Source organism: Antarctobacter sediminis (assembly GCF_019218285.1).
GTDB lineage: Bacteria > Pseudomonadota > Alphaproteobacteria > Rhodobacterales > Rhodobacteraceae > Antarctobacter > Antarctobacter sediminis.
The window spans coordinates 807198-830211 of record NZ_JAHUZG010000001.1; the positions used below are offsets into that span (position 1 = coordinate 807198).

The window sequence follows — 23014 nt, forward strand, 5'->3', positions numbered from 1 at the left end:
TAAGTTTGGTCCCGATTCGGGATATGGTCTCGGATGTAGACCGCATATCGAAACTCGCCAAGGAGGCACAAATTCATGACAAGGGCACAGCCGGGTAACCGCCTTTTCCCCGAAGTCTTTGACGAACCGCCCATGCGCGCCGAAAATTGCCCGGTACGCGATGTGCTGGACCGCGTGGGCCAGAAATGGACCCTGTTGATCCTCATCGCACTGGAGAACGGGCCGCAGAGGTTTTCCGCCCTGCAACGCAAGGTTGGCGATATTTCCAAGCGCATGCTGACCCAGACGCTGCGCGATCTGGAACGGGACGGCATGATCAGCCGCACGGTCTATCCGACCAAACCGCCCGCGGTGGAATATGCGCTGACCGATCTGGGCCGCTCGGCCCTGTTGCCCATCGCTCAGCTGTCAGACTGGGCAAGCGCCAACCACGACGCCATTCGCGCCGCCCGTGCGGCCTTTGACGCCGACGCATGACTTGCGCCCGCCGGCGGCGCTGATAGCTTCGCGTCAAATTTGCCGGAGAGCCCGATGACCAGCCGCACAGACGCGACCTTTTTCCCACCCATCCCCGAGGCGCAGCGCTGGTTGAAAGGGGTCGTGTTTCCGGCCGACCGCCCGTTGATCAACCTCAGTCAGGCCGCGCCCGCCGATCCGCCGCCGCCTGCCATGCGCAAAGCCATGGCCGAAATGATGGAAGACCCCGCCAGCCATCTCTATGGACCGGTTCTGGGTTTGCCAGAACTGCGCAGGGCGCTGGCGGCAGAATGGCAAGGGCATTATGGAGGCCCGGTCGACGCTGCAGAAGTCGGGATCACGGCAGGCTGCAATCAGGCGTTTGCGGCCACCATCTCGGCCATTTGCGGCGAAGGAGACGAAGTCATCCTGCCGGTGCCGTGGTATTTCAATCACAAGATGTGGCTGGACATGTCCGGGGTCCGCGCGGTGCCCCTGCCCTGTGGGTCTGACCTGATCCCCGATCCGCAAGCGGCCCGCGCCCTGATCACCCCGCGGACACGGGCGATTGCACTGGTCACTCCGAACAATCCCTGCGGTGTCGAATATCCCGCCGAAGTACTGGATGGCTTCTACGATCTTTGCGCCGAACTGGGGCTCAAGCTGATCCTGGATGAAACCTATCGCGATTTCGACTCGCGCTTGGGCGCGCCGCACAGCCTGTTGTCCCGGCCCGAACGCGCCGGGGTTCTGATCCAGCTTTACAGCTTTTCCAAAGCCTACCGGTTGACGGGTCACCGTGTCGGCGCTGTCTTGGGGGATGCCGACCTGTTGCACCAGATCGAGAAGTTTCAGGACACGGTGGCGATCTGCGCCCCGTCATTGGGACAACGCGCGGCACTTTGGGGACTGGACCATCTGGCCCAGTGGAAAGCTGAACAGCGCGACGAGATCCTCGACCGGCGCGCGGCCATCATCGAACATTTTGCCCCTCTGGAGGCACGCGGCTGGCGTTTGCTTGGGTGCGGAGCCTATTTCGCCTACATCGAACACCCCTTTGCCGAAGGATCGGCCGAACTGGCGCCCCGCCTTGTACAAGACGCCGGTGTGTTGATCCTGCCGGCCACCATGTTCACCCCAAAAGGCGACGCCAGCGGCGACAGACAGTTCCGCGTGGCCTTTGCCAATACCGACCGCGCCGGCATCGCGGAATTCGCCCGCAGGCTGGCGCAGGTCGACGGGCCTCTTGCAGGCCCCGGGGGAGCCGCTTAGACAGGGGCAAATCCGAGAGCGGGAGGTCACGATGGCGGACAAGAAAAGCGGCGCAGGCAAATTCCTGGTCTATGGCCTGTTGGGCCTTCTGCTGCTGGGGCTTGGCGGCTTCGGCGCCACCAATTTCTCTGGCACCGTGCGGTCGATCGGCAAGGTGGGCGAGGCCGAAATCTCGACCAACGACTATTTCCGGTCGCTGCGCAACCAGATCAACACGCTGCAACAGCAGACCGGTCAGGCCTTGTCCTTTCAGCAGGCGCAGGCGCTTGGCCTGACGCAACAGGTCCTGAGCCAGCTGGTCGTTACCGCCGCCCTGGAAAACGAGGCCGACGTTCTGGGGATTTCGATTGGCGACAGCCGCCTTGCCGAGGATCTGCGTGCCATTCGCGCCTTTCAGGGCGCCGACGGCAGCTTTAACCGCGATGCCTACAAGCTGACACTGGACAACGCCGGGCTGACCGAACGCGATTTCGAAGAAAAGCTGCGGAACGAAAGCGCCAGTTCGCTGCTGCAAGGGGCCGTTCTGGCCGGTGTCCGCTTGCCGGACACCTATGTGGACACGCTGATCGGATACACCGGTGAACGCCGCAACATCACCTGGGCCGAAATCAATGCCGATGCCGTCGAACTGGACATCGCCGACCCGACCGAAGAAGCGTTGCGTGCGCATTACGATGACAACATCGCGCTTTTCACCCGGCCTGAAACGCGCCAGATCACCTATGTGCTGCTGACCCCGGAAATGCTGGTGGACACGGTCGAGGTGGACGAGGATTCGCTGCGCGCCGCCTACGACGAGCGCAAAGAAGAGTTCGACCTGCCCGAACGTCGCTTGGTGGAACGTCTGGTTTTCAACGACACCGCCGCCGCCGAAGCGGCGCTGGCCCGCGTGACCTCTGGCGAAATCGCTTTTGAGGATCTGGTCGAGGAACGCGGGTTGGAGCTTGCCGATACCGACATGGGCGACGTCACCCGCGGCGATCTGGCTGGTGCCGCCGATCTGGCTGGTGCCGCCGATCTGGTCTTTGGCGGCGAAGTCGGTCAGGTGGTCGGCCCCGCGCCCACCACGCTTGGCCCGGCCCTTTTCCGCATCAATGCCGTGCTTCCCGCCCAGTTGACGTCCTTCGAGGATGCCGTGCCCGGCCTGCGCGGTGAACTGGCGCTGGACCGCGCCCGCCGTGTGATCGAAACGCAGGCGCAGGGGTTCGACGATGAACTGGCCGCCGGGGTGACGCTGGAAGAGCTGGCCGACACCACCGACCTGACGCTGGGCACCATCGGCTGGACCGGTGACAATGACGAGGACATTGCGGGCTACCCGGCGTTCCGCGACGCCGCGGACGATGTGCAGGACGGCGATTACCCGGCCATCGCGGCGCTTGGCGATGGCGGTGTCTTTGCCCTGCGGCTGGATCAGACCGATGCTCCGGCCCCGATCCCCTTCGACGAGGTCCGCGTTCGCGTCGAAGCCGACTGGCGTGCGGCACAAGAAGCGGACGCCTTGCTCAAACAGGCCGAAACGCTCGCAGCGCAACTGGGTGAAGGCGTGACTTTCGAAGGTCTCGATCTGACCCCGGCGACCGAGACCGACCTGACCCGCACCGCCCTTGGCGCCGTGCCGCGCCCGGTGCTGGACGCCATGTTCGAAATGACGCCCGGCGAGGTACGTGCGGTCCAGACCGGCGACAGCGCGATCATCGTGCGGCTGGACGACGTCCTTGAGGTCGACCGCGAAGGCGATCAGGCTCTGCAACTGGCACAGCTGTTCCGGGATCAGGCCGCTCAGGACGTGGCGCAGGACCTGTTCAGCGCCTTGGCCACGGACATCCAGGCGCGCGCTGGCGTCGAACTTGACCAGGCGGCGATCAATGCCGTTCACGCGAACTTCCAGTAAGAGCCATGGTACAACTGATCCCTTCCTTCGACGGCTTCGCCTCTGAATACGAGGCGGGCCGCAACCAGGTGGTCTATGCCCGTCTGGCCGCCGATCTCGACACGCCGGTGTCATTGATGCTGAAACTCACCGGCGCGGCACGCGATGCCTTCATGCTGGAATCCGTCACCGGCGGCGAAGTCCGGGGGCGGTATTCGATCATCGGCATGAAGCCCGACCTGATCTGGCAATGTCACGGCACGCAGGCACGGGTAAACCGCATGGCGCGCTTTGACCCGGATGCCTTTGAGCCGCAGTCAGAGGATCCGCTGAACGCGCTCCGGGCCTTGCTGGCCGAAAGCAGGATCGACCTGCCCGAAGATCTGCCGCAGGCCGCCGCCGGGCTGTTCGGCTACCTTGGCTACGACATGATCCGGCTGGTCGAACATCTGCCGAACGTGAACCCCGATCCGCTGGGTCTGCCTGATGCCCTGATGATGCGGCCCTCGGTTGTGGCCGTGCTGGATGGCGTCAAGGGAGAGGTCACGGTGGTCTCTCCGGCCTGGGTGCAGGATGGGCTGTCGGCCCGCGCGGCCTATGCACAGGCGGCAGAACGGGTCATGGATGCGGTGCGCGATCTGGAACGTGCCCTGCCGCAAGCCTCGCGCGATCTGGGCGATGCGGCGGATCTGGGCGAACCGGTGTCCAACTTTGCCCATGCGGACTATCTCGCCGCGGTGGAAAAGGCCAAGGAATACATCCGGGCGGGCGACATTTTTCAGGTTGTGCCGTCCCAGCGCTGGACGCAGGACTTCCCGCTGCCGCCGTTCACGCTCTACCGCAGCTTGCGACGGACCAACCCGTCGCCCTTTATGTTCTACTTCAACTTCGGCGGGTTCCAGGTTGTCGGCGCATCGCCCGAAATCCTCGTGCGGGTCTTTGGAGACGAGGTGACGATCCGCCCGATCGCCGGCACCCGCCCGCGCGGCGCCACCCCGGCCGAGGACAAGGCGCTCGAAGCGGACTTGCTGGCCGACAAGAAAGAACTGGCCGAACACCTGATGCTGCTGGACCTCGGTCGCAACGACACTGGCCGCGTGTCCAAGATCGGAACAGTCAAGCCTACCGAGCAATTTATCATCGAACGCTACAGCCACGTGATGCATATCGTATCGAACGTGGTCGGTGAACTTTCCGAAGACCAAGATGCCCTGTCCGCCCTTTTGGCAGGCCTGCCGGCCGGAACGGTTTCCGGCGCCCCCAAGGTCCGCGCGATGGAGATCATCGACGAGTTGGAACCCGAAAAGCGGGGTGTCTATGGCGGCGGGGTGGGCTATTTCAGCGCCGGCGGCGATATGGACATGTGCATCGCCCTGCGGACGGCCTTGGTGAAGGATCAGAAACTCTACATCCAGGCCGGCGGCGGCGTGGTCTATGACAGTGATCCCGAAGCCGAGTATCAGGAAACGGTTCACAAATCCAACGCCATCCGGCGCGCGGCCGCCAACGCAGCGCGCTTCACCGGCAACGGCAACCACTGACCGAGCCGATGAAGGGGGGCTCTGCCCCCCGCGCCTTCGGCGCGCCCCCCGAGGTATTTTCAGAACCAAAGAAGCAAGGGTTTGTTAACCTCGTTGAGCGATCATACTGACACGGTACAGGCTGAGGAGCCGATGACCGTAACCGAAGAAGCCCCCTGTCGCATGTCGGCAGGGGGTATTTCGTTTCAGTAAACGGTTCATTGCGAAAATCGGCTGCTCTTCTTTGGTTTTCCAAATACCTCGGGGGAGTCCGGGACGACTGTCCCGGGCGGGGGCAGAGCCCCCTCAACCGGCGCTCTGGCTGCGAATCCGTTCGATCATCGCGCGCAGACCGTTGGATCGCTGCGCTGAGAGGTGTTCGTTCAGTCCCAGCCGCCCAAGTTCGGCACGGGCGTCGACATTGGCCACTTCATCCAGCGGCAGACCGTCATATAACCGATGCAACAGAGCGATGAGGCCCTTGACGATCAGAGCATCGCTGTCGCCTTGGAAGTGGAAGTTGCCGTCTTCCGGAGCCATGTGCAGCCAGACCTGGCTGGCGCAGCCTTCGACCTTGGTGGCGGGGACTTTGAGGGCTTCGGGCATGGGCGCCATGTCCTTGCCCATCTCGATCACCATACGGTAGCGGTCTTCCCAGTCCTCAAGGAATTCGAAATCCTCGACCACGTCTTCGAATGCTGCCTGTGCCATTGCGACCTCCGTTTGCGGCAGACCTAGGCACATGCGGCCCGAAGGTCCAGCCCCTGCCCTTGCCGCGAGGTGCTTTTCATCGCCCGCGATCTGCGCTAACCCTCCGAGAAACCTTCCAGGGGGCGCGTCATGTTCAAACCGGTATCCACCCTCGTTCTTGCGGCCCTTGTGCTGACCAGTTGCGGCACTGTGCGCGACAGCCGCCTCAACCCGATCAACTGGTTCGGGCGGAGCGAATCCCTGCGCGTGGCAACACCCAACGAAGAGGTGAACACGCTGATCCCGCGCGGGCGTGAATCGATCTTCCGGAAGGAAAAGGACACCACTTACCGTGGCACCGACATGGGCGAAATCACCGAACTGGTGGTGGAACGTCGCCCCGGCGGGGCGATCATCCGGGCCACCACCGTGGCGGATTATCAGGGCGCCTTTGATGTCCAATTGGTCAAGATCGAGGAAGAAAGCACCGGTGGCACGCTGGCCTATGCGTTCCGGGGGTATCAGCCGCGCGGGCCGAAAGGATCGGATCTGTCGCGCACCCACACGGCCGCCGTATGGTTGACGGACAACCAGTTGGCCGGGATTCGCACGATCCAGGTCAAGGGGCGGCACAACATTCGGAATGTGCGCCGCTGACCCTGGTCAGATGTCGATGACCTTCACGGTTTTGCCCTTGGCACCGAGGGCAATCTTGCCGTCACACAGGCGCAGGGCGTCTTCGCCGAAGACTTCGCGGCGCCAGCCGCTGAGTGCCGGGACGTCGCGCTGACCTGCTGCAATTGCATCAAGGTCCGAGGACGGTGCGATGAGTTTGGAGGCGACACCGTAGTCTTCGGTTTTGGCCTTCAGCAGAACACGCAGCAGATCGGACAGAGCCGGGTTCACCTGCAACTTGTCCTTGTCATTGGTGACTTTCGGCAAATCTTCTTTTGGGCACTCCATCCCGGCGGCGATGGCGGAGAGGATTCCCTCGGCAATCGCGCCTTTGCGGGCTTCGCGCAGCAACAACCGTGAGCGGCCCAGATCGTTCATCGTCACGGGCTTGGTCGAGGCCAGTTCCACCAGCGCGTCATCCTTGAACACCCTGTTGCGCGGCACGTTGCGCTCTTGCGCATAGGCTTCTCGGAAGGCGGCCAGTTCGCGCACGATGGCAAGGAACCGTGGCGAGTTGGACCGGGTCTTGACGCGCTTCCATGCGTCTTCGGGACGGGTGATATAGGTTTGGGGATCGGTCAGCGTCGCCAGTTCCTCGCCGACCCAGCGGGCGCGCCCGGTTTCTTGCAGCTTTTGATCCAGGAATTCGTAGATCTGGCGCAGATGCGTCACATCGGCCAGCGCATAGGTCTTTTGCGCATCCGTCAGCGGGCGGCGGGACCAATCGGTAAAGCGCGAGCTTTTGTCCAACTGCTGTTTGGCGATCCGCTTGACCAGTGTCTCATAGCCCACCTGTTCGCCAAATCCGCAAACCATCGCGGCAACCTGCGTATCGAACAGCGGCTTGGGGATCACACCATTGTCGATGAAAAAGATTTCAAGATCCTGCCGCGCGGCGTGGAAGACCTTGACCACATTTTCGTTGCGGAACAGGTCCATCAACGGATCCAGTGACAGACCGTCCTCCAGCGGATCGACCAGAACCGCGTCTGAGTCGTCCCGTCCCGGCAAGGCCAGCTGAATCAGGCACAGTTTTGAGTAATAGGTGCGTTCGCGCAGAAATTCCGTATCCACGGTCACGTAAGGAACAGAGGCAGCGGCCTCGCAGAAGGCCGCAAGCTCTTCTGTCGTCTTCAAGGTCTTCATCCGGGCTCCGGCAGGATACACGGGCCGGAAGCGGCCCGCTCCGTGAAAGGTCAGGCAAGGTCTTGGCGCCCAACGCCGCCTTGCGTCGGATCACCATAGAGCAAACCCCGGAGACATTCAAAGCCCCCGTCGATCACGACATAGCAGGTTTGCGACATCACAAAACGTGATGCACAGCGCGCCAAACATTCATTTCAAGAATGGCCTGTCGGGACCTATCTGAGCGTCATCGCAAACAGGAGTACCCTGAAATGACTGCCCTCGTACATCCCCTCACCCGCGACCACCAAGTGTCGGACGCGGGCCTGCGCCGTGCAGGCGGCATCGCGCTGCTTGTGCTTGTCGCCTTTATGGCCGTGACCGCGATTACGGCACCACATGCCGTGGCCGATGCAGAGACCTGGCACGGCAATTCTGCCGCGATGCGGACGGTGGCGCGTTGACCGGGGCCGCGTTGTCAGGGCAACAGCACCGGGGTTCGGTCGCCCGCTGCGAACCGTCGGAGCACCGCCGGGTATAGCTGATGTTCCATGCGCAGCACCCGTGCGGCGAGGCTGTCCGGCGTATCATCCGGCTGGATCGGAACGCGGGCCTGCCCAAGGATCGGCCCGTCGTCCAGTTCCGGCGTGACCTCATGCACGGTGCAACCGGCCTCGCAATCGCCAGCGTCGATCGCCCGCGCGTGGGTGTGTAGCCCTCGGTACTTGGGCAAGAGCGAAGGATGGATGTTCAGCATCCGCCCTTCCCACGGCGTTACGAATCCCGCCGTCAGGACACGCATGAACCCGGCAAGGCAGAGGATGTCCGGGGCGTGGGGCGCAAGGGTTTCCTGCAACGCCTCTTCAAAGGCAGCGCGATCCTGACCAAAAGGACGATGGTCGACGACAGCCGTGGGCACGCCCCGCTCCGCCGCCTTTTGCAGGCCGCCCGCGTCGGCATTGTTGGACAGCACCAGAACGGGACGGGCCGGATGGTCGCCGGTCATGCTGTCCACCAGCGTGACCATGTTGGATCCACCGCCCGAAACAAAGATCGCGACGCGCTTCATCGCAGACGCCTCCTTAAAAACATTGCAGGATGACCCGGGCCTTGCTGAAATCGCGGTTCGTCAGGTCCGTTTCGCGAATCCAGACGTACAGCTGACCGCCATCGCCCCATTCCCTGTCATCGTCCGAGGCGATCTGGCACAGCAGCCGCCAGTCGGTTTGCGATGCAATGGCGGCCCTGCCCCGATCCGAGTGATACTGCGCCGGGTCACCCGCGCTGATTCCGTTGGCCACAAGGGCGCATTCCGCTTCCATTTCGCCTTGGATCGGGCTGGGCCATCCGCCGAATTGATCGGGCAAACCGGAATCCTCAAGGTCGTCGAGCGCCTCGTCATAGGCCGTGACCACGTCGTAAGGCAGGCCAAGTGCCGAAAACCTCGCCGAAGAGACCGGAATCCTCGATGTCTCCGGGTAGAAACCGATGGGAAATTCGGTCAGAGGGCCCACAAGGGGATCAAAGATCGGTGGAGTTCCACGCTGCAAGACGGTGTCCGGCGCGGCATGGATCACGGCGAAGCCGCGGTCATGTGACGGCTCGTATCCCCAGGGTTGCCAGATCGTATCGTAAAAGAGGAACAGGTGGCCCTTGTCCGGGAGACCCGGCAGCGCCGCCTGCGGATCCGGAACCTCAGCCAGGTTGACCTGCAGGACAAGGCTCATTGGCTGAGGCGCGGACAGATAGGCTCTCATATCGTCCGAAACACCATCGTGGATGTCTGCCTCGGTCAAGGCGGGACGCACGGGCCAGTCCAGACCGACAGGCAAATTCGGCTCGCCGCCGAATTTGCTTTGGCCCGGCTGTGCGACGTCATCGGTCAAGGGCACCATCCGAAAGCTGTCGCGGGCCTCTGCTGCAAGAGTGGCTGCATACTCTTGCAACCCCAAGCCGCGCAGGTCCGCTTCCAGCTTGTCGATGCCTGTCACTTCAGCCCACCGCTGTACGAAACGCCCTGCCCCTTGGTCACCGTGCCAAGGCGATGGACGGTTTCGCCCATCCCGCGCAGCAATTCGTCCACCGCGTATTCGCTTTCCGGTTCCACCACGAGGATCATGCCGATCCCGCAGTTGAAGGTCTTGAGCATCTCCCCCTCGGCGATGCCGCCGACGCCGCGCATCCATTTGAACAGATCCGGAAGATCCCATGCGCCAAGGTCGATCTCTGCGCCAAGCCCCTCGGGCAGGACGCGCGGCAGGTTTTCGGTCAGACCCCCGCCGGTGATATGCGCCAGCGCGTGGACCTCTCCGGCTTCGATGGCGGCAAGGGCCGGTTTGACATAAAGCCGCGTCGGCGCCAGCAGCGCCTCGCCCAGCGTGCTGCCACCCCAAGGGCACGGCGCGTCCCAGCCCAGACCCGACAGTTCCACCAGCTTGCGCACGAGGCTGTAGCCATTGGAATGCACGCCGTCCGAGCCAAGCCCCAAGAGAACGTCCCCTTCCTTCACACCGTCAGGCAGCGCCGCACCGCGTTCCATCGCGCCAACGGCGAAACCGGCAAGGTCGAAATCGCCTTCGGGGTACATGCCGGGCATCTCGGCGGTTTCGCCGCCAATCAGCGCACAGCCCGAGCGGACGCAACCTTCGGCGATACCTTCGACCACGCGGGCGGCAATCTCGGTCTCCAGCTTGCCCGTGGCGAAATAGTCGAGGAAGAACAGCGGCTCTGCCCCTTGGCACACCAGATCGTTCACGCACATGGCGACAAGGTCGATGCCCACGCCATCCACATGGCCGGTGTCGATCGCGATCCGCAGCTTGGTGCCCACGCCATCGGTGGCGGCGACCAGAACCGGGTCGGAATAGCCCGCAGCCTTGAGATCGAACAGCGCGCCGAATCCGCCCAGCCCGCTCATCACGCCGCTGCGGTTGGTCCGCTTGGCGGCGGGCTTGATCCGTTCCACCAGCGCGTTGCCCGCGTCGATATCCACACCCGCCTGGGCATAGGTCAGCCCGTTCTTGCCGTCGCTCATGTCGGTCCCTTCCAGATGATGCACACGCGCTTAGACCAAAGCGCCGCGCGCTGCAATTGCCCGCCCCGACGCCGCGTCACGAAGCTGCACGGTTTCGCGGCTGCCAAGAATTTTCTGCATGTGCAATGCAGCTATTCGCTGCCGCAGCATTGCAGCCAGTTGAGAACGGTTCTAGGTCGGAGAAAGTTCAATCGTTTCAGGGAATCAGACATGAATACCGGCTCCAAGCTTCCCCAGGTGACCTTCCACACCCGCGTGCGCGACGACAGCATCGAAGGCCCGAACCCCTTCCGTTGGGAAGACAAGACCACCGCTGATTACTTTGCCGGCAAGCGCGTGATCCTGTTCTCGCTGCCCGGTGCCTTCACCCCGACCTGCTCGACCTACCAGCTGCCCGGCTACGAAAACGGATTCGCCGATTTTCAGGAACAGGGCATCGACGCGATCTATTGCATGTCGGTCAACGACAGCTTTGTCATGAACAAATGGGCCGAAGCCCAGGGCATCAAGAACGTTCAGGTGATCCCCGATGGTTCGGGTGAGTTCACCCGCAAGGTCGGCATGCTGGTCGCCAAGGACAACCTTGGCTTTGGCATGCGGTCGTGGCGCTATGCAGCCGTCGTGAACGATGGCGTCGTCGAAGCTTGGTTCCAGGAACCCGGTCTGGGCGACAACCACCCCGAAGACCCCTATGGCGAAAGCGCGCCGGAAAACCTGCTGGCCTACCTCAAGGCAGCCGAAGAAAAAGCGGCCTGACCGGTCCCGACTTACCTCAGTCGAAAGGGCGTCGCGGATCGCGGCGCCCTTTTGCGTTTCGGCAGGCGCTTGACCTTGCGCCTGCCTCTGGTACTGCTCTGCGACACGGTGGGCCTGTAGCTCAATTGGTTAGAGCAGGGCGCTCATAACGCCTTGGTTGCGGGTTCAAGTCCTGCCGGGCCTACCAGTGATCCTGAAAACCGCGACACGCCGGACATCACTTGCCCGGCAGAATCGGTATATGCGGCGTTTCCCGTGGTCCGCCAAAGATCGCGTGACGTTTGTCCACCTCGATATCGATTTCCACGCCGCGCGGGTCGGAAAGCGGGCTGTGCACAAGGATCGCATCGCCCAGCCGATTGGTTCTTACGTCCAGCAAATCATCGGGTCCGGCGACCCGCGGCTTGAGGTATTTCTCGGCCCGGATCCAATATTCGCCGTCGGGGAGATCGTCGATCAATAGCTGATAGCTGCCATCCGGACGCGAGGCGGTTTCGGCATGGATATCGCTGTCGGCGGTGTTATGCGCCATGACCATGACACCCCCAACCCCCTTGTCCCTGTAGATCACCCGCCCCCAGATATGGCCGTCTTTGGGTTTGGGGCGGGTAACAAAGACCGTCACCACCGCAGTCTTGTGGTCCCAGACCGGTGGACTTTTGGAATAAAGCCCGGTTTCCAGTCCCAGCGTGATCGGCGTGGACCACCATGTCTTGGTCTTATCCAGACTGTAGCCCTGCGGAAAATCCGGGGGCACGACACTGCGCGCCTCTACCCAATAGATCCCTTTGGGAAGATTGCGAAATTCGAAACGGCCATCAGGCCCGACGCGAAACCGCTGCCGTTCGCCCGGCGTCTTGCCGCGCGGGATCAGTTCCAGAACGGCGCTGCGCGGACGGGCACCCCGCATGGCGGGCAGCGACGGATCGAAATCAAAGACCACCACACCTGAAATGCTGCCCAGCGGTTCGTCCAGTTTGACTTGCACCCGTCCTTGCACCTCGTCCTCGAACTCTTCGATCCTGATCTTGACCGCGAAAGGGATTTCTTTCTCATCTTTGACCATGGCCGAGAGCTTCAGCTTGCCGTCGAGGATTTCCAGTTCCGGCGGCAAGACCCATTGCAGGTTCTCATCCGGCACCCTGCGATCCGACGCGCCGCTGTCGTCACCAATCAAGGCGATCACCCAAGGCAAGCGTCTGGAATCGCCCGGTTTCAGGAACAGTATTCCGGGGGTCAGTTCCAGCCCCGTGACCTGATCCGGGTCGATCGGATCGCGCCACGGGAGGCGCGGCTTGTCATCCTTGTCCCCTGCCCCGTCCGGATCGTCATCATCCTTGGCCCCGGGTACGACCGGGTCTTCATCATCGGTGGGAAAGACATAGGCCCCCGCCGACGGGTCCTCGATCAATTCGCGCCCGGCGGGTTTGAAATTCCAGCCATAGCGCCCGCGTTCCCCGATGATCCGCAGATGCATCACCGGGTCGAAATAGCCGTCATCCTTGAGGAAAAACTCCATCGACCCGTGATTGTGGACATCCGAGCCGCAAAAATGTTCGGTGCCCTTCCAGTCTCCGGTGATCCGGGCATCCTTGCTTTCCCAAGCACCGGACAGCTGCGCACGCAAGGTCAGGTCGGCACCGCCAAGGCGGACATTCGTTTCGCAAACCCCTTGAATCCACACGGTTCCGGTAACCGTCGGCCCCGAAAAGATCAGCGTGATCCGAGCCTTGCGCCCATCGCCCGCCGCCTGCCCGTAATAGGTGATCCTGGTATGACCCTCGTCCGTCCGTCCGACCTGCGGTGCGGACCAGCTGTTGCCCTCGGGCGTGGCGACGCGTGGCGTGGCCGGGACTGGCGGCAGAGGGGCGACATCCGGTGTCCCGGATTCCCCCCGCAGCAGGTCATTGATGGCATCCGCCCCCTGCGCCCCGGCCTGTAACGGCAGCAGGAATGAAAGGCAGGCAAGCGCCCGCAACAGGATCAAAAGACGGCTCATGGATCTTCTACCCCGGATCACGAGTGAAGATCAGCCAAGCGCATTGGCACCCGGCCCGCCTTGACATGGCGCAAGCCCGTCCGGTCAGCGCCCTTTGAACAGGCCGCCCAGAACGCCGCGCACAATGCGCCGCCCGGTTGTTCCGGTCAGTTCCTTCATCACCATATCGCCCATGGCCCGGCCAAAGCTCTTGCCCTTGCGCACGGGACGCGAGGTCGAACGGCTGACCCGCGTGCCGCTATAGCGACGACCGGCACGGAACTCGCCGCTGCCGGTCTCTTCCTCCGCGCGCTCGGCCTCTGCTGCGGCCTGTGCCGCCTTGTCGGCCCGCGCCTTGAGGATCTCATGCGCCGAATGGCGATCCACAGAAGTATCGTATTTCCCCGCCATGTCAGAGGCTTGAAGGATCGCGCCGCGTTCGGCCCCTGAGATTGGACCCAATTGCGACGAGGGCGGACGGATCAGTGTGCGCTGCGCCACGCCCGGCGCACCCTTGCGTTCCAGAAAAGAGGTCACGGCCTCTCCCACGCCAACGGTGCGGATGGCCTCTTCGATGTCGAAATCGGGGTTCTCGCGATAGGTTTCCGCCGCCAGCCGCAAGGCCCGTTTGTCGCGCGCGGTAAAGGCGCGCAAGGCATGCTGAACACGGTTTCCCAACTGGCCCAGCACGTCCTCGGGGATGTCATCGGGCGACTGCGACACGAAATACACGCCCACGCCTTTGGACCGGATCAGCCGCGCCACCTGTTCCACCTTGTCGATCAAGGCCTTGGGCGCATCGTCGAACAGCAAGTGCGCCTCGTCGAAAAAGAACACCAACCGCGGTTTTTCCGGATCGCCGACTTCGGGGAGGGCTTCGAAAAGTTCGGACATCAGCCACAGCAGGAAGGTCGCGTACAGCCGTGGCCGCCCCATCAGCTTGTCTGCTGCAAGGATGTTGACCATCCCGCGCCCGTCGGGCGCCAGTTGCATCAGGTCATCCAGTTCCAGTGCGGGTTCACCAAAAAAACCTGCGCCCCCCTCGTTTTCCAGTACGAGGAGCCGGCGCTGAATCGCTCCGATGGAGGCGATGGAGATGTTTCCGTACCGCAAAGACAACTCTTTGCGGTTCTCGCCCAGCCAGACCAGCATCGACCGCAGGTCTGCCAGATCCAGCAGGGCCAGCCCCTCTTCGTCGGACAGGCGGAAAGCGATGTTCAGAATGCCTTCCTGCGCTTCCGTCAGTTCCAGAAGCCGTGCCAGCATCAGCGGCCCCATCTCGGTCACCGTGGTCCGGACCGGATGCCCCTGTTCACCGAACAGGTCCCAAAAACGCACCGGAAATCCTTGGTAGGCGAAATCGTCAAAGCCGATGGTGGCGCAACGCTCCATGAACGCTTCATGCAGCTTGTGGCTCTCGCTGCCCGCCTTGGCCAACCCGGACAGGTCGCCCTTAACATCGGCAAGGAAAACCGGAACACCGGCGGCGGAAAACCCTTCGGTCAGGATCTGCAAGGTCACCGTCTTGCCTGTCCCGGTCGCCCCGGCGACCAGCCCGTGACGGTTTGCATATCCAAGATCGAGATGCTGCTTGACGCCATAGCCAGCGCCCGCGCCGCCGACGAAAACCGGTTTGACCATGCTCTACCCCCTGTCTTCCTTGGGGAAACATACATCCTTAACCAATTGATGCCAGTATGTTTCCAGTTCGGGGCGTCATGTCCTCTCCTGCCCCGGACGGACTTCCTCCCTGTCAGACTGGCCGCGCCCAAGGGCGCGGCTTTTTTCTTTGTTTCAAAATCCGGGGCATCGCGAAAAAAGAAGGTCGAAAACCCTGTTGACCGCGGGAAATTCTTCTCGTAGCGTCACGACCAATGACAAAGTCGGCCGGTCCGACAGGGAGTGAAATGGAAAGGGGCCCCCGGGCCCCTTTCCTTTTTGTTTGCGGGCGCTTCGCTCCTTGGACCGGGTCGGTGAACGGGCGGCATTCCGCCAATCGGCGCGGCGGTGCGGCGGATTTTCTTCCCTGACACTCCGCCCGCCCCATGTTAAGCGACACACAGGCAACTGACCGGATTATTGAGGACAACATGAAGAAACCGCTTATCCTTTTGTCGTTGATCGCCTCGCTGGGCGCCGGCGCGGGCTTCGCACAATCCGCCGATGGGGACGATCCGGCGACTCCGCCGTCGGGTGGCCTTGATCTGGGCGAACCGGTTGCAGCACAGCCGCGCCGGGCAGACGTTCCCGAAACCTACGTCAAGGAAGTCTTCAAGGACTGGAGCCTTCAGTGCGTCAAGGTGAGCGAAGAGCGTGAGCTGTGCCAGATGTACCAGCTGCTTCAGGATGAAGAAGGCACCAAACTGGCGGATGTCTATATCTTCAAGGTTGAAAACGCGGGTCAGGCCGTGGCCGCCGGTGTCTTTACCGTGCCGCTGGAAACCTTGCTGCCGGCCAAGATGACCGTGCAGGTGGATACCCGCGAAGCCAAGCGCTATGACTATTCCTTCTGCAACCAGCAGGGCTGCTTCGCGCGCGTCGGATTTACCGCCGAGGATATCGACCGTTTCAAGGCAGGTAGCGCGGCAACGGTTTCCATCGTTCCGATGCTGGCCCCGGACAAGCCGGTCGCCCTGTCGATGTCGCTGTCAGGCTTTACTGCCGCCTTCGATGAGACCAGCGCCCGCTGAGGCCTGCGACCGGATCAAACGAAACGGCGCGCCCGATCCGGGCGCGCCGTTTTCTTTTGGACCCGCGCGTTGGGGCCGATGCCCAGCCGCCTAGTGCGCCCCGGCCTTGTCACCGCCAAAGATCCGGCCCCAGATCGGTGCGATCACCTTGGTTCCGACCGGAATCAGGATCAGCCCGACAACGAATCCGATCACGAAATCAATGCCTGCGGTGACGCCCCATTCCAGCGCCGCGTTCCCCTGCCCGATCGAATGCGCGATCTCATGCACGGTCTCCTCGGGCCAGTGCCAGCCCATCTCGTGACTGGAATGCACCATGATCGATCCACCGACCCAAAGCATCGCGGCCGTGCCGATGATCGCCAGCGCCTTGAGCAACCAAGGCATGAACTTCACGATGAATCGGCCAAATCCGCGCGTGACACCAAGCCGCCCGCGCTGGCTCAACCACAGGCCGACATCATCCATTTTGACGATGATCGCCACCGCGCCGTAGACGACAAATGTGATCAGCACCGCAACCACGGCCAGGGTTGCCGCCTGCATGATGAAATTCGGCGCCTCGATGGCCGAAAGAGAGATCACCATGATCTCGGCCGAGAGGATGAAATCGGTCTTGATCGCGCCTTTGACCTTGGCCTCTTCAAGATGCTGCGGATCGCCGACATCGTGGCTGCCGTCCGGCCCGCCGGAATGCTCGTCATGCGGCATCAACACGTGAACGATCTTTTCCGCGCCCTCGAAGGCAAGGTAACATCCGCCAAGGATCAGCAAGGGCCAGACCAGCCATGGCGCAAAGGCCGCCATCAGCAAGGCCGCCGGCATCAGGAACACCAGTTTGTTGATCAGCGACCCACGGGCGATGCGCCAGATGATCGGCAATTCGCGGGCTGGTTCGAACCCCTGCACATATTTCGGCGTTACCGCCGCATCGTCGATGATGACACCCGCCGTCTTGGACCCGGCTTTCATCGCCGCCGCGCCGATGTCATCGACCGAAGCCGCCGCAACCTTGGCGATGGCCGCCACATCGTCCAATAGTGCCAGAAGTCCGCTCATACCGCTCTCCCTTGCCCGCGCACGCCGCGCCACCCTAGCCCCTCACCCTTCAAGTTCAAGCCGGGCGATTCTGTTCCCGCGGGGGCATGGCCCGACGTTATCGCAAACGGCCCCGGACGGTTAGCGCCACCAAGGGGCAGCTTGCCACGTTTACCGCTAACATACTGACGGATAACAGTTAATGACCTTTCCAGATCAGGCCGCTCTCCGTATATGGGGGCAACAGGATTTTCCAGGAGGCGAGCATGACCGTCACGATCGGTATCAATGGATTTGGCCGGATTGGCCGCTGCACTCTCGCGCATATCGCGGAATCGGCGCGCAATGACGTTCAGGTCGTCAAGATCAACGCTCCGGGCCCGATCGAAACCCATGCCCACCTGCTGCGCTATGACTCGGTCCATGGCCGTTTCGCTGGCGAAGTCACCGTCAAGGATCAGGCCATCGACCTTGGTCGCGGTCCGATCGACGTCATGTCGTCCTACGAATTGTCCGAACTGGATTGGGGCGGCTGCGACGTTGTTCTGGAATGCACCGGCAAGTTCAACGACGGCGAAAAGGCCAACGCGCATCTGGGGCGCGGTGCCAAATCCGTCCTGATCTCGGCCCCGGCCAAGAACGTGCAGCGCACCGTTGTCTATGGGGTCAACCACCGCGACCTTGAGAAGGGCGATGTGATGGTGTCGAACGGTTCCTGCACCACCAACTGCCTTGCTCCGCTGGCCAAGGTTCTGGACGAAGGCATCGGGATCGAATCCGGTATCATGACCACGATCCACAGCTATACCGGCGACCAGCCGACGCTGGATCGTCGCCACAAGGATCTGTACCGCGCCCGCGCAGGTGCCATGGCAATGATCCCCACCTCGACCGGTGCCGCCAAAGCGCTGGGTGAAGTGCTGCCGAACCTCAAGGGCAAGCTGGACGGGTCCGCTGTCCGCGTGCCCACGCCGAACGTCTCTGCCGTCGATCTGACTTTCTTTGCCAAGAAGGACGTGACCGTCGAGGACGTAAACGAAATCGTCGCCGAAGCCGCCGCAGGCCGTATGGGCGCGGTTCTGGCCTATGACCCGGAACCCAAGGTCTCGATCGACTTCAACCACACCACGCAATCGTCGATCTTTGCCCCCGACCAGACCAAGGTTGTTGGTGGCCGCATGGTTCGCGTGATGGCATGGTACGACAATGAATGGGGTTTCTCGGCGCGTATGGCCGATGTGGCCGCCGCCATGGGCCGCCTTCTGCACTGATCGCAGTCCCATCCCCTGCATGATAGCGCCGCGCCCCCGTAAAAAGGGCGCGGCGCTCTGGTTTCAGGCCTTCGACCGTTTCCTTGCCCCGGCTTGGCCCTTTTCTCGCCGAGGTTACCCGGGATCTGCGCCAGTGGTTTGATGGCGATCTAACCACCGACCTTCACGACACAGCAGGCCAAAGGATTGACGACTGGGCCTAACGGTCGTGCATCCCTTTGCCGACCAGTATTCGGAGACGGTGCTTTTCGATCCGGGCCGCGCGGGTTGTGGCCTGCTTTGCACCGGTGAAATACAGCAAATAGCCGCGCCGTCGCCCCGGGGTCAGAGCATCGAAAGCCGTGCGAAACGCCTCATCCCGTTCAAGGGCTTCGGTCAGTTCCTCGGGATGGTCGAGATCATCCTTGGCGAAATTCACCTTGGCACCGGACTCTTGAACCGCGATGGCGCGCGCCACGTAGTCATGAACCTGCGCTGCGCGGGCCTGAACCTCGTCCACCGAGCAAAAGCGCAAGTACATGGACGCCCGCGACCTTGGCCCCGTCAGGATCAGCGCCTCTTCGGGATCGGGGATTAACGTGCCTTTGAAAAACGCCAGCCTGCACCCGTCCGAAAACCCGCCAAGAATAGCCACGTTGGCCCCTTGGCAGGTGTAACAGGCCGCCCCCCATTTCAGAGTCTCGTCCAGCGGTGTTGCCGCAAGGATCCCGCGAAGGGCCCGCAGTTCAGCGCCCCAGCGTTGATCGTCGAAAAACGTCGCAAGATCCCCGGCGCGGGGCATCAGAGGTAATCGGCGCGCGCCAACCCGTATTTCGCCATTTTCTCGTTCAGGGTTCGGCGCGGCAGGCAGAGCTCTTCCATGACCGCCGAGATTGATCCTTTGTGCCTGCGCATGGTGTTGTCGATCAACATGCGTTCAAAGGCCTCGACATATTCCTTGAGCGGCTTGCCCTCGGTGGTCATGACCGGTTGCATGTCGTCATGGTCATTCATCAAAAGCGAGGCGATGGTCCCCTGCCCGCGCCGCGATTGCAGGACCGCGCGTTCGGCAAGGTTGATAAGCTGGCGCACGTTCCCCGGCCATGGTGCCTGCAAAAGCTGCGCGGCCTCCTGCGCCGACACCTTGGGGGCCTCGCAGCCGTATTCATCCGCATAGCTTTCACTAAGCCGGGTGAACAGCGTCAGGATGTCTTCGCCGCGCGACCGCAGCGGCGGCACGGTGATCTTGAGCGCCGCAAGCCGGTAATAAAGGTCCGGGCGTAGCGCCTGTTCGCAGGTCCGGCCTTCTTCCTGAAGGTTTGAAATGGCAACGATACGGGTTTCCGGCGGCGACCCCTGATCGTTGATCGCCGACAACAGGCGCGCCTGAAGCGGGTCGGACAGCACCTCGATATCTTCCAGAACCAGCGTTCCGCCCCGTGCCTCTTCCAGTGCGGGCAACCGGGTTTCTTCCGGCTGCATCGGTCCGAACAGGCGGCGCGTCAGGGTTTCTTCATCCATGGCACTACAGGAGACCAGGGTGAATTTCTTGCCCGCACGTGTTCCGACCGCATGCAGCGCATGCGCCACCAGCGTTTTTCCGGTGCCGGTTTCACCTTCGATCAGGACGTGGCCATCGGCCTGCCCTAGGTCAAGGATGTCCTCGCGCAGGCGTTCCATCGCCGGGCTGGCGCCGATGAGCTTGGACATGATCTGCCCGCCATCCGCCAGTTCGCGGCGCAGCGCCCGCGTGTCCAGCGTCATCCGGCGCGCCTGCGTTGCCTTCTTGGCCAGTTCCGACATGCGATCCGGGTTGAAGGGCTTTTCAAGGAAATCAAAGGCCCCGATCCGCATCGCTTCGACCGCCATGGGCACATCGCCGTGCCCGGTGATCATGATGACCGGCAAGGCGCTGTCCGCCCCCATCAGTTTCTTGAGGAACTGGATCCCATCCATGCCCGGCATCTTGATGTCCGAGATCACGATGCCCGGGAAATCCGCGTTGAGAGCGCCAAGCGCCTCTTCGGCGCTGGCAAATGTCTCGGTGTCATAGCCGGACAGGGCCAGCCACTGGCTGATGGATTGGCGCATGTCCTGTTCGTCATCAACGATGGCGATCTTCATTGCATTGGCCATGGCACGTTTACTCCGCTGCTTCTGTGGTTTCGTTCAGAACCGGCAATTGCATTTCAAAGACGGCACCGCCGTCCTCGCCATTGCGGGCGGTCAGCCGCCCTCCCAGTTCGGTCACGATGCCCGAGGAAATGGCAAGGCCGAGGCCAACACCGTCGCCGGGCTGTTTCGTCGTGTAAAAGGGTTCAAAGAGCGCATCGAGGTCTTCGATCCCGGTTCCATTGTCGCGCACGGTCAACGTGGCGGTTTCTCCTGCCGCGAGGATGATGTCCACCTGCGGGTCATCGACGGATTTGGTGGCGTCGAGCGCGTTCCGCAAGAGGTTGACCAGAACCTGCTCGATCCGCATCCGGTCCCCCATGACACGCACTGGCGTGTCCGGCAGGATCTTGGTGATCTTGACGCGCCGCGACCGAAGCTGCGGTTCCATCATCGCCAGCGACGAGGCAAGCGCCTCTCCCATGTCGACGGGGCTGAGTTGCTCCTGCCCCTTGCGGGCAAAACTCTTCAGCTGGCGGGTAATGGCGCCCATGCGTTCGATCAGATCGTCGATGCGGTGAAAGGCGGACAGCGCCTCGTCAGGCCGGTTGCGGCGCAACAGCAGCCGCGCACCGGCAAGATAGGTCTTCATCGCGGCAAGCGGTTGGTTCAATTCGTGGCTGACCGCTGCGGACATTTCCCCCAGCGCCGCCAGTTTCGAGCTTTGCGCCAGCGATTGTTCAGCGACGGCAAGGTTCTTTTGCACCCTCTCCCGTTCGGCGATTTCGCGCTGGAGCCGCGCATTCAGCGCGCGCAGTTCATTGGCGTCACGCTGAAACAGCGCCATGCGGATCGCTGTCTTGCGCGACAGCGCGTAGAACACCAGCGCCGCCAAAAGCGCGAACCCCATGATCTCCAGCGCCAGAACGGCGTTCACCCGTTCGCGGACAGATGAATAGGTGGTGAAGGTGATCAGCGTCCAGCCGCGGAATGGAATGCGCCCGTCGATGCGCATCACGGCCTCACCGCGCAGATAGGCGTCGGCCTGCTGCGCGGTCCAGTCGGCGGTGGCGCGGATGGCGCGTTCGATGGCACCCTCGGCCGGTTGGCGTTGCAGCGCCTCTTCGGGGGTCAGGCTGCGCCAGCGCGGTTCCGTCGCAAGGATGATCTGACCTTCAGAGTTGGTGACCATGACCGCATCGGTGATCCCGGCCCATGCGCGTTCGAACTTGGCCAGATCGACTTCGACCATGATGACGCCGACCGTGTCGCCGCCACTTTCCATGCGCCGCGCATAGGTAAAGGAAAAATTCCCGGTCTCCTGCGGCAAGGCGGTAAAAACGGTGGTGTTGGATCGCAGCGCATCGACGAAATAGGCGGCTTCGCGGTGGGGTTCACCCAGTCGGTTGCGGTCAGTTGCGGCCACGGTTCGCCCGTCACGATCCAACAGCATCAGCGAGGCGGCGCCGATCTCGTCCACGAAGGAAATCAGGCGTTGCGAACTTTGGCTGTAGTCACCCGAGTTCAGCGCCGCGATCAGCGCCGGGTCACGTGCCAGCAGTTGTGGCACGATGGCATTGCGGCGCAGTTCGGAAATCAGGTTGCCGGAATACAGCGCCAGCCGCAGTTCGGCACGGTTGCGGACGGTTTCGGTAAACCGGTCTGTCAGCAACCAGTTGGTAACCCAGACAGTGCCGACCGCCGCAAGCAGCAGCAGGACAAGCGCAATACGCGCACGCCCCGAAAACGGGCCTGCGCGTCGCAATCCGGATCTTGTGCCATTCGAAACCATGGCGGCCAGAATACGCTGCGGGCGCGCGGCCCTCAAGTCAGGCCGAGGTCAGCGCCTCGGTCAGATGGGCGAAAAGGCGCGCACCATCTTCATTGCCATGCGCCGTGTCGCTTGCCCGCTCGGGGTGCGGCATCATGCCCAACACGCGACGGTTCGCGGAAAACACCCCCGCAATGTCGCGGGCCGACCCGTTGGGGTTGTCGGTATAACGGAACGCCACGCGGTCATCGCCTTCCAGCATGTCCAGTGTCGCATCATCCGCGAAATAATTACCGTCATGGTGCGCGATCGGCAGGGCAATCTCTGTGCCGCGGCCGTAGCCTTGGGTAAAGACACTGTCGCCTTCGGTGCGCAGCCCGATGGTCCGGCAAATATATTTCAGCCCCGCATTGCGCAGCAACGCCCCCGGCAGCAAACCAGTTTCGGTCAGCACCTGAAACCCGTTGCAGATCCCCAGAGCATAACCGCCCCGATCCGCATGGGCCTTGACCGCGCCAACGATGGGCGCGTTGGCCGCGATGGCCCCGCAACGCAGGTAGTCGCCAAAGGAAAACCCGCCCGGAATGCCGACAATGTCGACGCCCTCGGGCAGATCCGTATCCTTGTGCCAGACCATCTGCACTTGCAGTCCGGCCTGCTCGAAGGCGACGGCCAGATCACGGTCGCAGTTCGACCCGGGAAAAACGATGACAGCGGCTTTCATCTGGGATCTCCATTGGCAACGGGCGTGGATCCTGCCCTAGCCTCTTGGCC

21 protein-coding genes and 1 tRNA gene are annotated in these 23014 nt (G+C 62.5%); 10 read left to right on the top strand and 12 right to left on the bottom strand.

Annotation, left to right across the window (positions count from 1 at the left end):
• Nucleotides 1–75: 75 nt before the first annotated feature.
• From KJP30_RS03855 to trpE, 4 genes are read left to right on the top strand one after another with little or no spacing between them, the layout of a single operon-like run.
• Nucleotides 76–477 (top strand): winged helix-turn-helix transcriptional regulator, encoded by a 402-nt coding sequence (locus KJP30_RS03855; RefSeq protein WP_218447675.1) that lies wholly within the window; start codon nucleotides 76–78, stop codon nucleotides 475–477.
• A gap of 54 nt (nucleotides 478–531) precedes the next feature.
• Nucleotides 532–1728 (top strand): aminotransferase, encoded by a 1197-nt coding sequence (locus KJP30_RS03860; protein WP_218447676.1) that lies wholly within the window; start codon nucleotides 532–534, stop codon nucleotides 1726–1728.
• 31 nt (nucleotides 1729–1759) lie between these two features.
• Nucleotides 1760–3622, top strand: a complete 1863-nt coding sequence (locus tag KJP30_RS03865; RefSeq protein WP_218447677.1) for a peptidylprolyl isomerase — start codon at nucleotides 1760–1762, stop codon at nucleotides 3620–3622.
• A gap of 5 nt (nucleotides 3623–3627) precedes the next feature.
• Nucleotides 3628–5142 (top strand): anthranilate synthase component I, encoded by a 1515-nt coding sequence (gene trpE / locus KJP30_RS03870; protein ID WP_218447678.1) that lies wholly within the window; start codon nucleotides 3628–3630, stop codon nucleotides 5140–5142.
• A gap of 285 nt (nucleotides 5143–5427) precedes the next feature.
• On the opposite strand, the gene KJP30_RS03875 is transcribed toward trpE, so the two are convergent.
• Complete coding sequence (locus tag KJP30_RS03875; protein WP_218447679.1) at nucleotides 5428–5832, bottom strand: SufE family protein; 405 nt, start codon at nucleotides 5830–5832, stop codon at nucleotides 5428–5430.
• Nucleotides 5833–5961: 129 nt separating this feature from the next.
• On the opposite strand from KJP30_RS03875, the gene KJP30_RS03880 reads away from it, so the two are divergent.
• Nucleotides 5962–6468 carry a hypothetical protein gene (locus KJP30_RS03880; protein WP_218447680.1) on the top strand — a complete coding sequence of 169 codons (507 nt, stop codon included), beginning with the start codon at nucleotides 5962–5964 and terminating at the stop codon, nucleotides 6466–6468.
• Between the two features lie 6 nt (nucleotides 6469–6474).
• On the opposite strand, the gene rnd is transcribed toward KJP30_RS03880, so the two are convergent.
• Nucleotides 6475–7632 (bottom strand): ribonuclease D, encoded by a 1158-nt coding sequence (rnd, locus tag KJP30_RS03885; RefSeq protein WP_218447681.1) that lies wholly within the window; start codon nucleotides 7630–7632, stop codon nucleotides 6475–6477.
• 251 nt (nucleotides 7633–7883) lie between these two features.
• On the opposite strand from rnd, the gene KJP30_RS03890 reads away from it, so the two are divergent.
• Entirely contained in the window at nucleotides 7884–8075 is a 192-nt protein-coding gene (locus KJP30_RS03890) for a hypothetical protein (protein WP_218447682.1), read from the top strand.
• A gap of 14 nt (nucleotides 8076–8089) precedes the next feature.
• On the opposite strand, the gene purN is transcribed toward KJP30_RS03890, so the two are convergent.
• Genes purN through purM form a run of 3 tightly spaced genes read right to left on the bottom strand, consistent with a single transcriptional unit; the run spans nucleotide 8090 to nucleotide 10645 of the window.
• Complete coding sequence (gene purN / locus KJP30_RS03895) at nucleotides 8090–8680, bottom strand: phosphoribosylglycinamide formyltransferase (RefSeq protein WP_218447683.1); 591 nt, start codon at nucleotides 8678–8680, stop codon at nucleotides 8090–8092.
• Between the two features lie 13 nt (nucleotides 8681–8693).
• Nucleotides 8694–9602, bottom strand: coding sequence for a YwqG family protein (locus KJP30_RS03900; RefSeq protein WP_218447684.1), 909 nt, complete (start codon nucleotides 9600–9602; stop codon nucleotides 8694–8696).
• Nucleotides 9599–10645, bottom strand: coding sequence for a phosphoribosylformylglycinamidine cyclo-ligase (gene purM, locus KJP30_RS03905; RefSeq protein ID WP_218447685.1), 1047 nt, complete (start codon nucleotides 10643–10645; stop codon nucleotides 9599–9601). Before purM ends, KJP30_RS03900 begins: the two co-directional genes overlap by 4 nt.
• Before the next feature lie 210 nt (nucleotides 10646–10855).
• On the opposite strand from purM, the gene KJP30_RS03910 reads away from it, so the two are divergent.
• Together KJP30_RS03910 and KJP30_RS03915 are read left to right on the top strand one after the other, a co-directional pair.
• The gene (locus KJP30_RS03910; RefSeq protein ID WP_218447686.1) at nucleotides 10856–11401 is read left to right on the top strand and encodes a peroxiredoxin; all 546 of its coding nucleotides are present in this window, start codon (nucleotides 10856–10858) and stop codon (nucleotides 11399–11401) included.
• A gap of 110 nt (nucleotides 11402–11511) precedes the next feature.
• Nucleotides 11512–11588 (top strand) — tRNA-Ile (locus KJP30_RS03915).
• Between the two features lie 30 nt (nucleotides 11589–11618).
• Here the strand turns inward: KJP30_RS03915 and KJP30_RS03920 are convergent.
• Nucleotides 11619–13400, bottom strand: a complete 1782-nt coding sequence (locus KJP30_RS03920) for a collagen binding domain-containing protein (protein ID WP_218447687.1) — start codon at nucleotides 13398–13400, stop codon at nucleotides 11619–11621.
• Between the two features lie 84 nt (nucleotides 13401–13484).
• The gene (locus KJP30_RS03925) at nucleotides 13485–15020 is read right to left on the bottom strand and encodes a helicase HerA-like domain-containing protein (protein ID WP_218447688.1); all 1536 of its coding nucleotides are present in this window, start codon (nucleotides 15018–15020) and stop codon (nucleotides 13485–13487) included.
• Nucleotides 15021–15469: 449 nt separating this feature from the next.
• Between KJP30_RS03925 and KJP30_RS03930 the strand changes: the two genes are divergently transcribed.
• A complete protein-coding gene (locus tag KJP30_RS03930; RefSeq protein ID WP_218447689.1) occupies nucleotides 15470–16069 on the top strand; it encodes an invasion associated locus B family protein in 600 nt (199 codons plus the stop codon).
• 90 nt (nucleotides 16070–16159) lie between these two features.
• Here KJP30_RS03930 and KJP30_RS03935 read toward each other — a convergent pair whose 3' ends face one another.
• Nucleotides 16160–17128 (bottom strand): DUF808 domain-containing protein, encoded by a 969-nt coding sequence (locus tag KJP30_RS03935; RefSeq protein ID WP_218447690.1) that lies wholly within the window; start codon nucleotides 17126–17128, stop codon nucleotides 16160–16162.
• 245 nt (nucleotides 17129–17373) lie between these two features.
• Here KJP30_RS03935 and gap point away from each other — a divergent pair, with 245 nt between their 5' ends.
• Nucleotides 17374–18378: a type I glyceraldehyde-3-phosphate dehydrogenase gene (gap, locus tag KJP30_RS03940; protein ID WP_218447691.1), complete on the top strand. Its 1005-nt coding sequence runs from the start codon at nucleotides 17374–17376 to the stop codon at nucleotides 18376–18378.
• A 199-nt stretch (nucleotides 18379–18577) separates the two neighbouring features.
• Here the strand turns inward: gap and KJP30_RS03945 are convergent, their stop codons facing one another.
• Genes KJP30_RS03945 through purQ form a run of 4 tightly spaced genes read right to left on the bottom strand, consistent with a single transcriptional unit; the run spans nucleotide 18578 to nucleotide 22964 of the window.
• The gene (locus KJP30_RS03945) at nucleotides 18578–19159 is read right to left on the bottom strand and encodes a YdeI/OmpD-associated family protein (RefSeq protein WP_218447692.1); all 582 of its coding nucleotides are present in this window, start codon (nucleotides 19157–19159) and stop codon (nucleotides 18578–18580) included.
• Nucleotides 19159–20493 carry a sigma-54-dependent transcriptional regulator gene (locus KJP30_RS03950; RefSeq protein WP_218447693.1) on the bottom strand — a complete coding sequence of 445 codons (1335 nt, stop codon included), beginning with the start codon at nucleotides 20491–20493 and terminating at the stop codon, nucleotides 19159–19161. Before KJP30_RS03950 ends, KJP30_RS03945 begins: the two co-directional genes overlap by 1 nt.
• A 7-nt stretch (nucleotides 20494–20500) precedes the next feature.
• Nucleotides 20501–22261 (bottom strand): sensor histidine kinase, encoded by a 1761-nt coding sequence (locus tag KJP30_RS03955; protein WP_218448421.1) that lies wholly within the window; start codon nucleotides 22259–22261, stop codon nucleotides 20501–20503.
• Between the two features lie 37 nt (nucleotides 22262–22298).
• Nucleotides 22299–22964 carry a phosphoribosylformylglycinamidine synthase subunit PurQ gene (gene purQ, locus KJP30_RS03960; RefSeq protein ID WP_218447694.1) on the bottom strand — a complete coding sequence of 222 codons (666 nt, stop codon included), beginning with the start codon at nucleotides 22962–22964 and terminating at the stop codon, nucleotides 22299–22301.
• Nucleotides 22965–23014 lie beyond the last annotated feature (50 nt).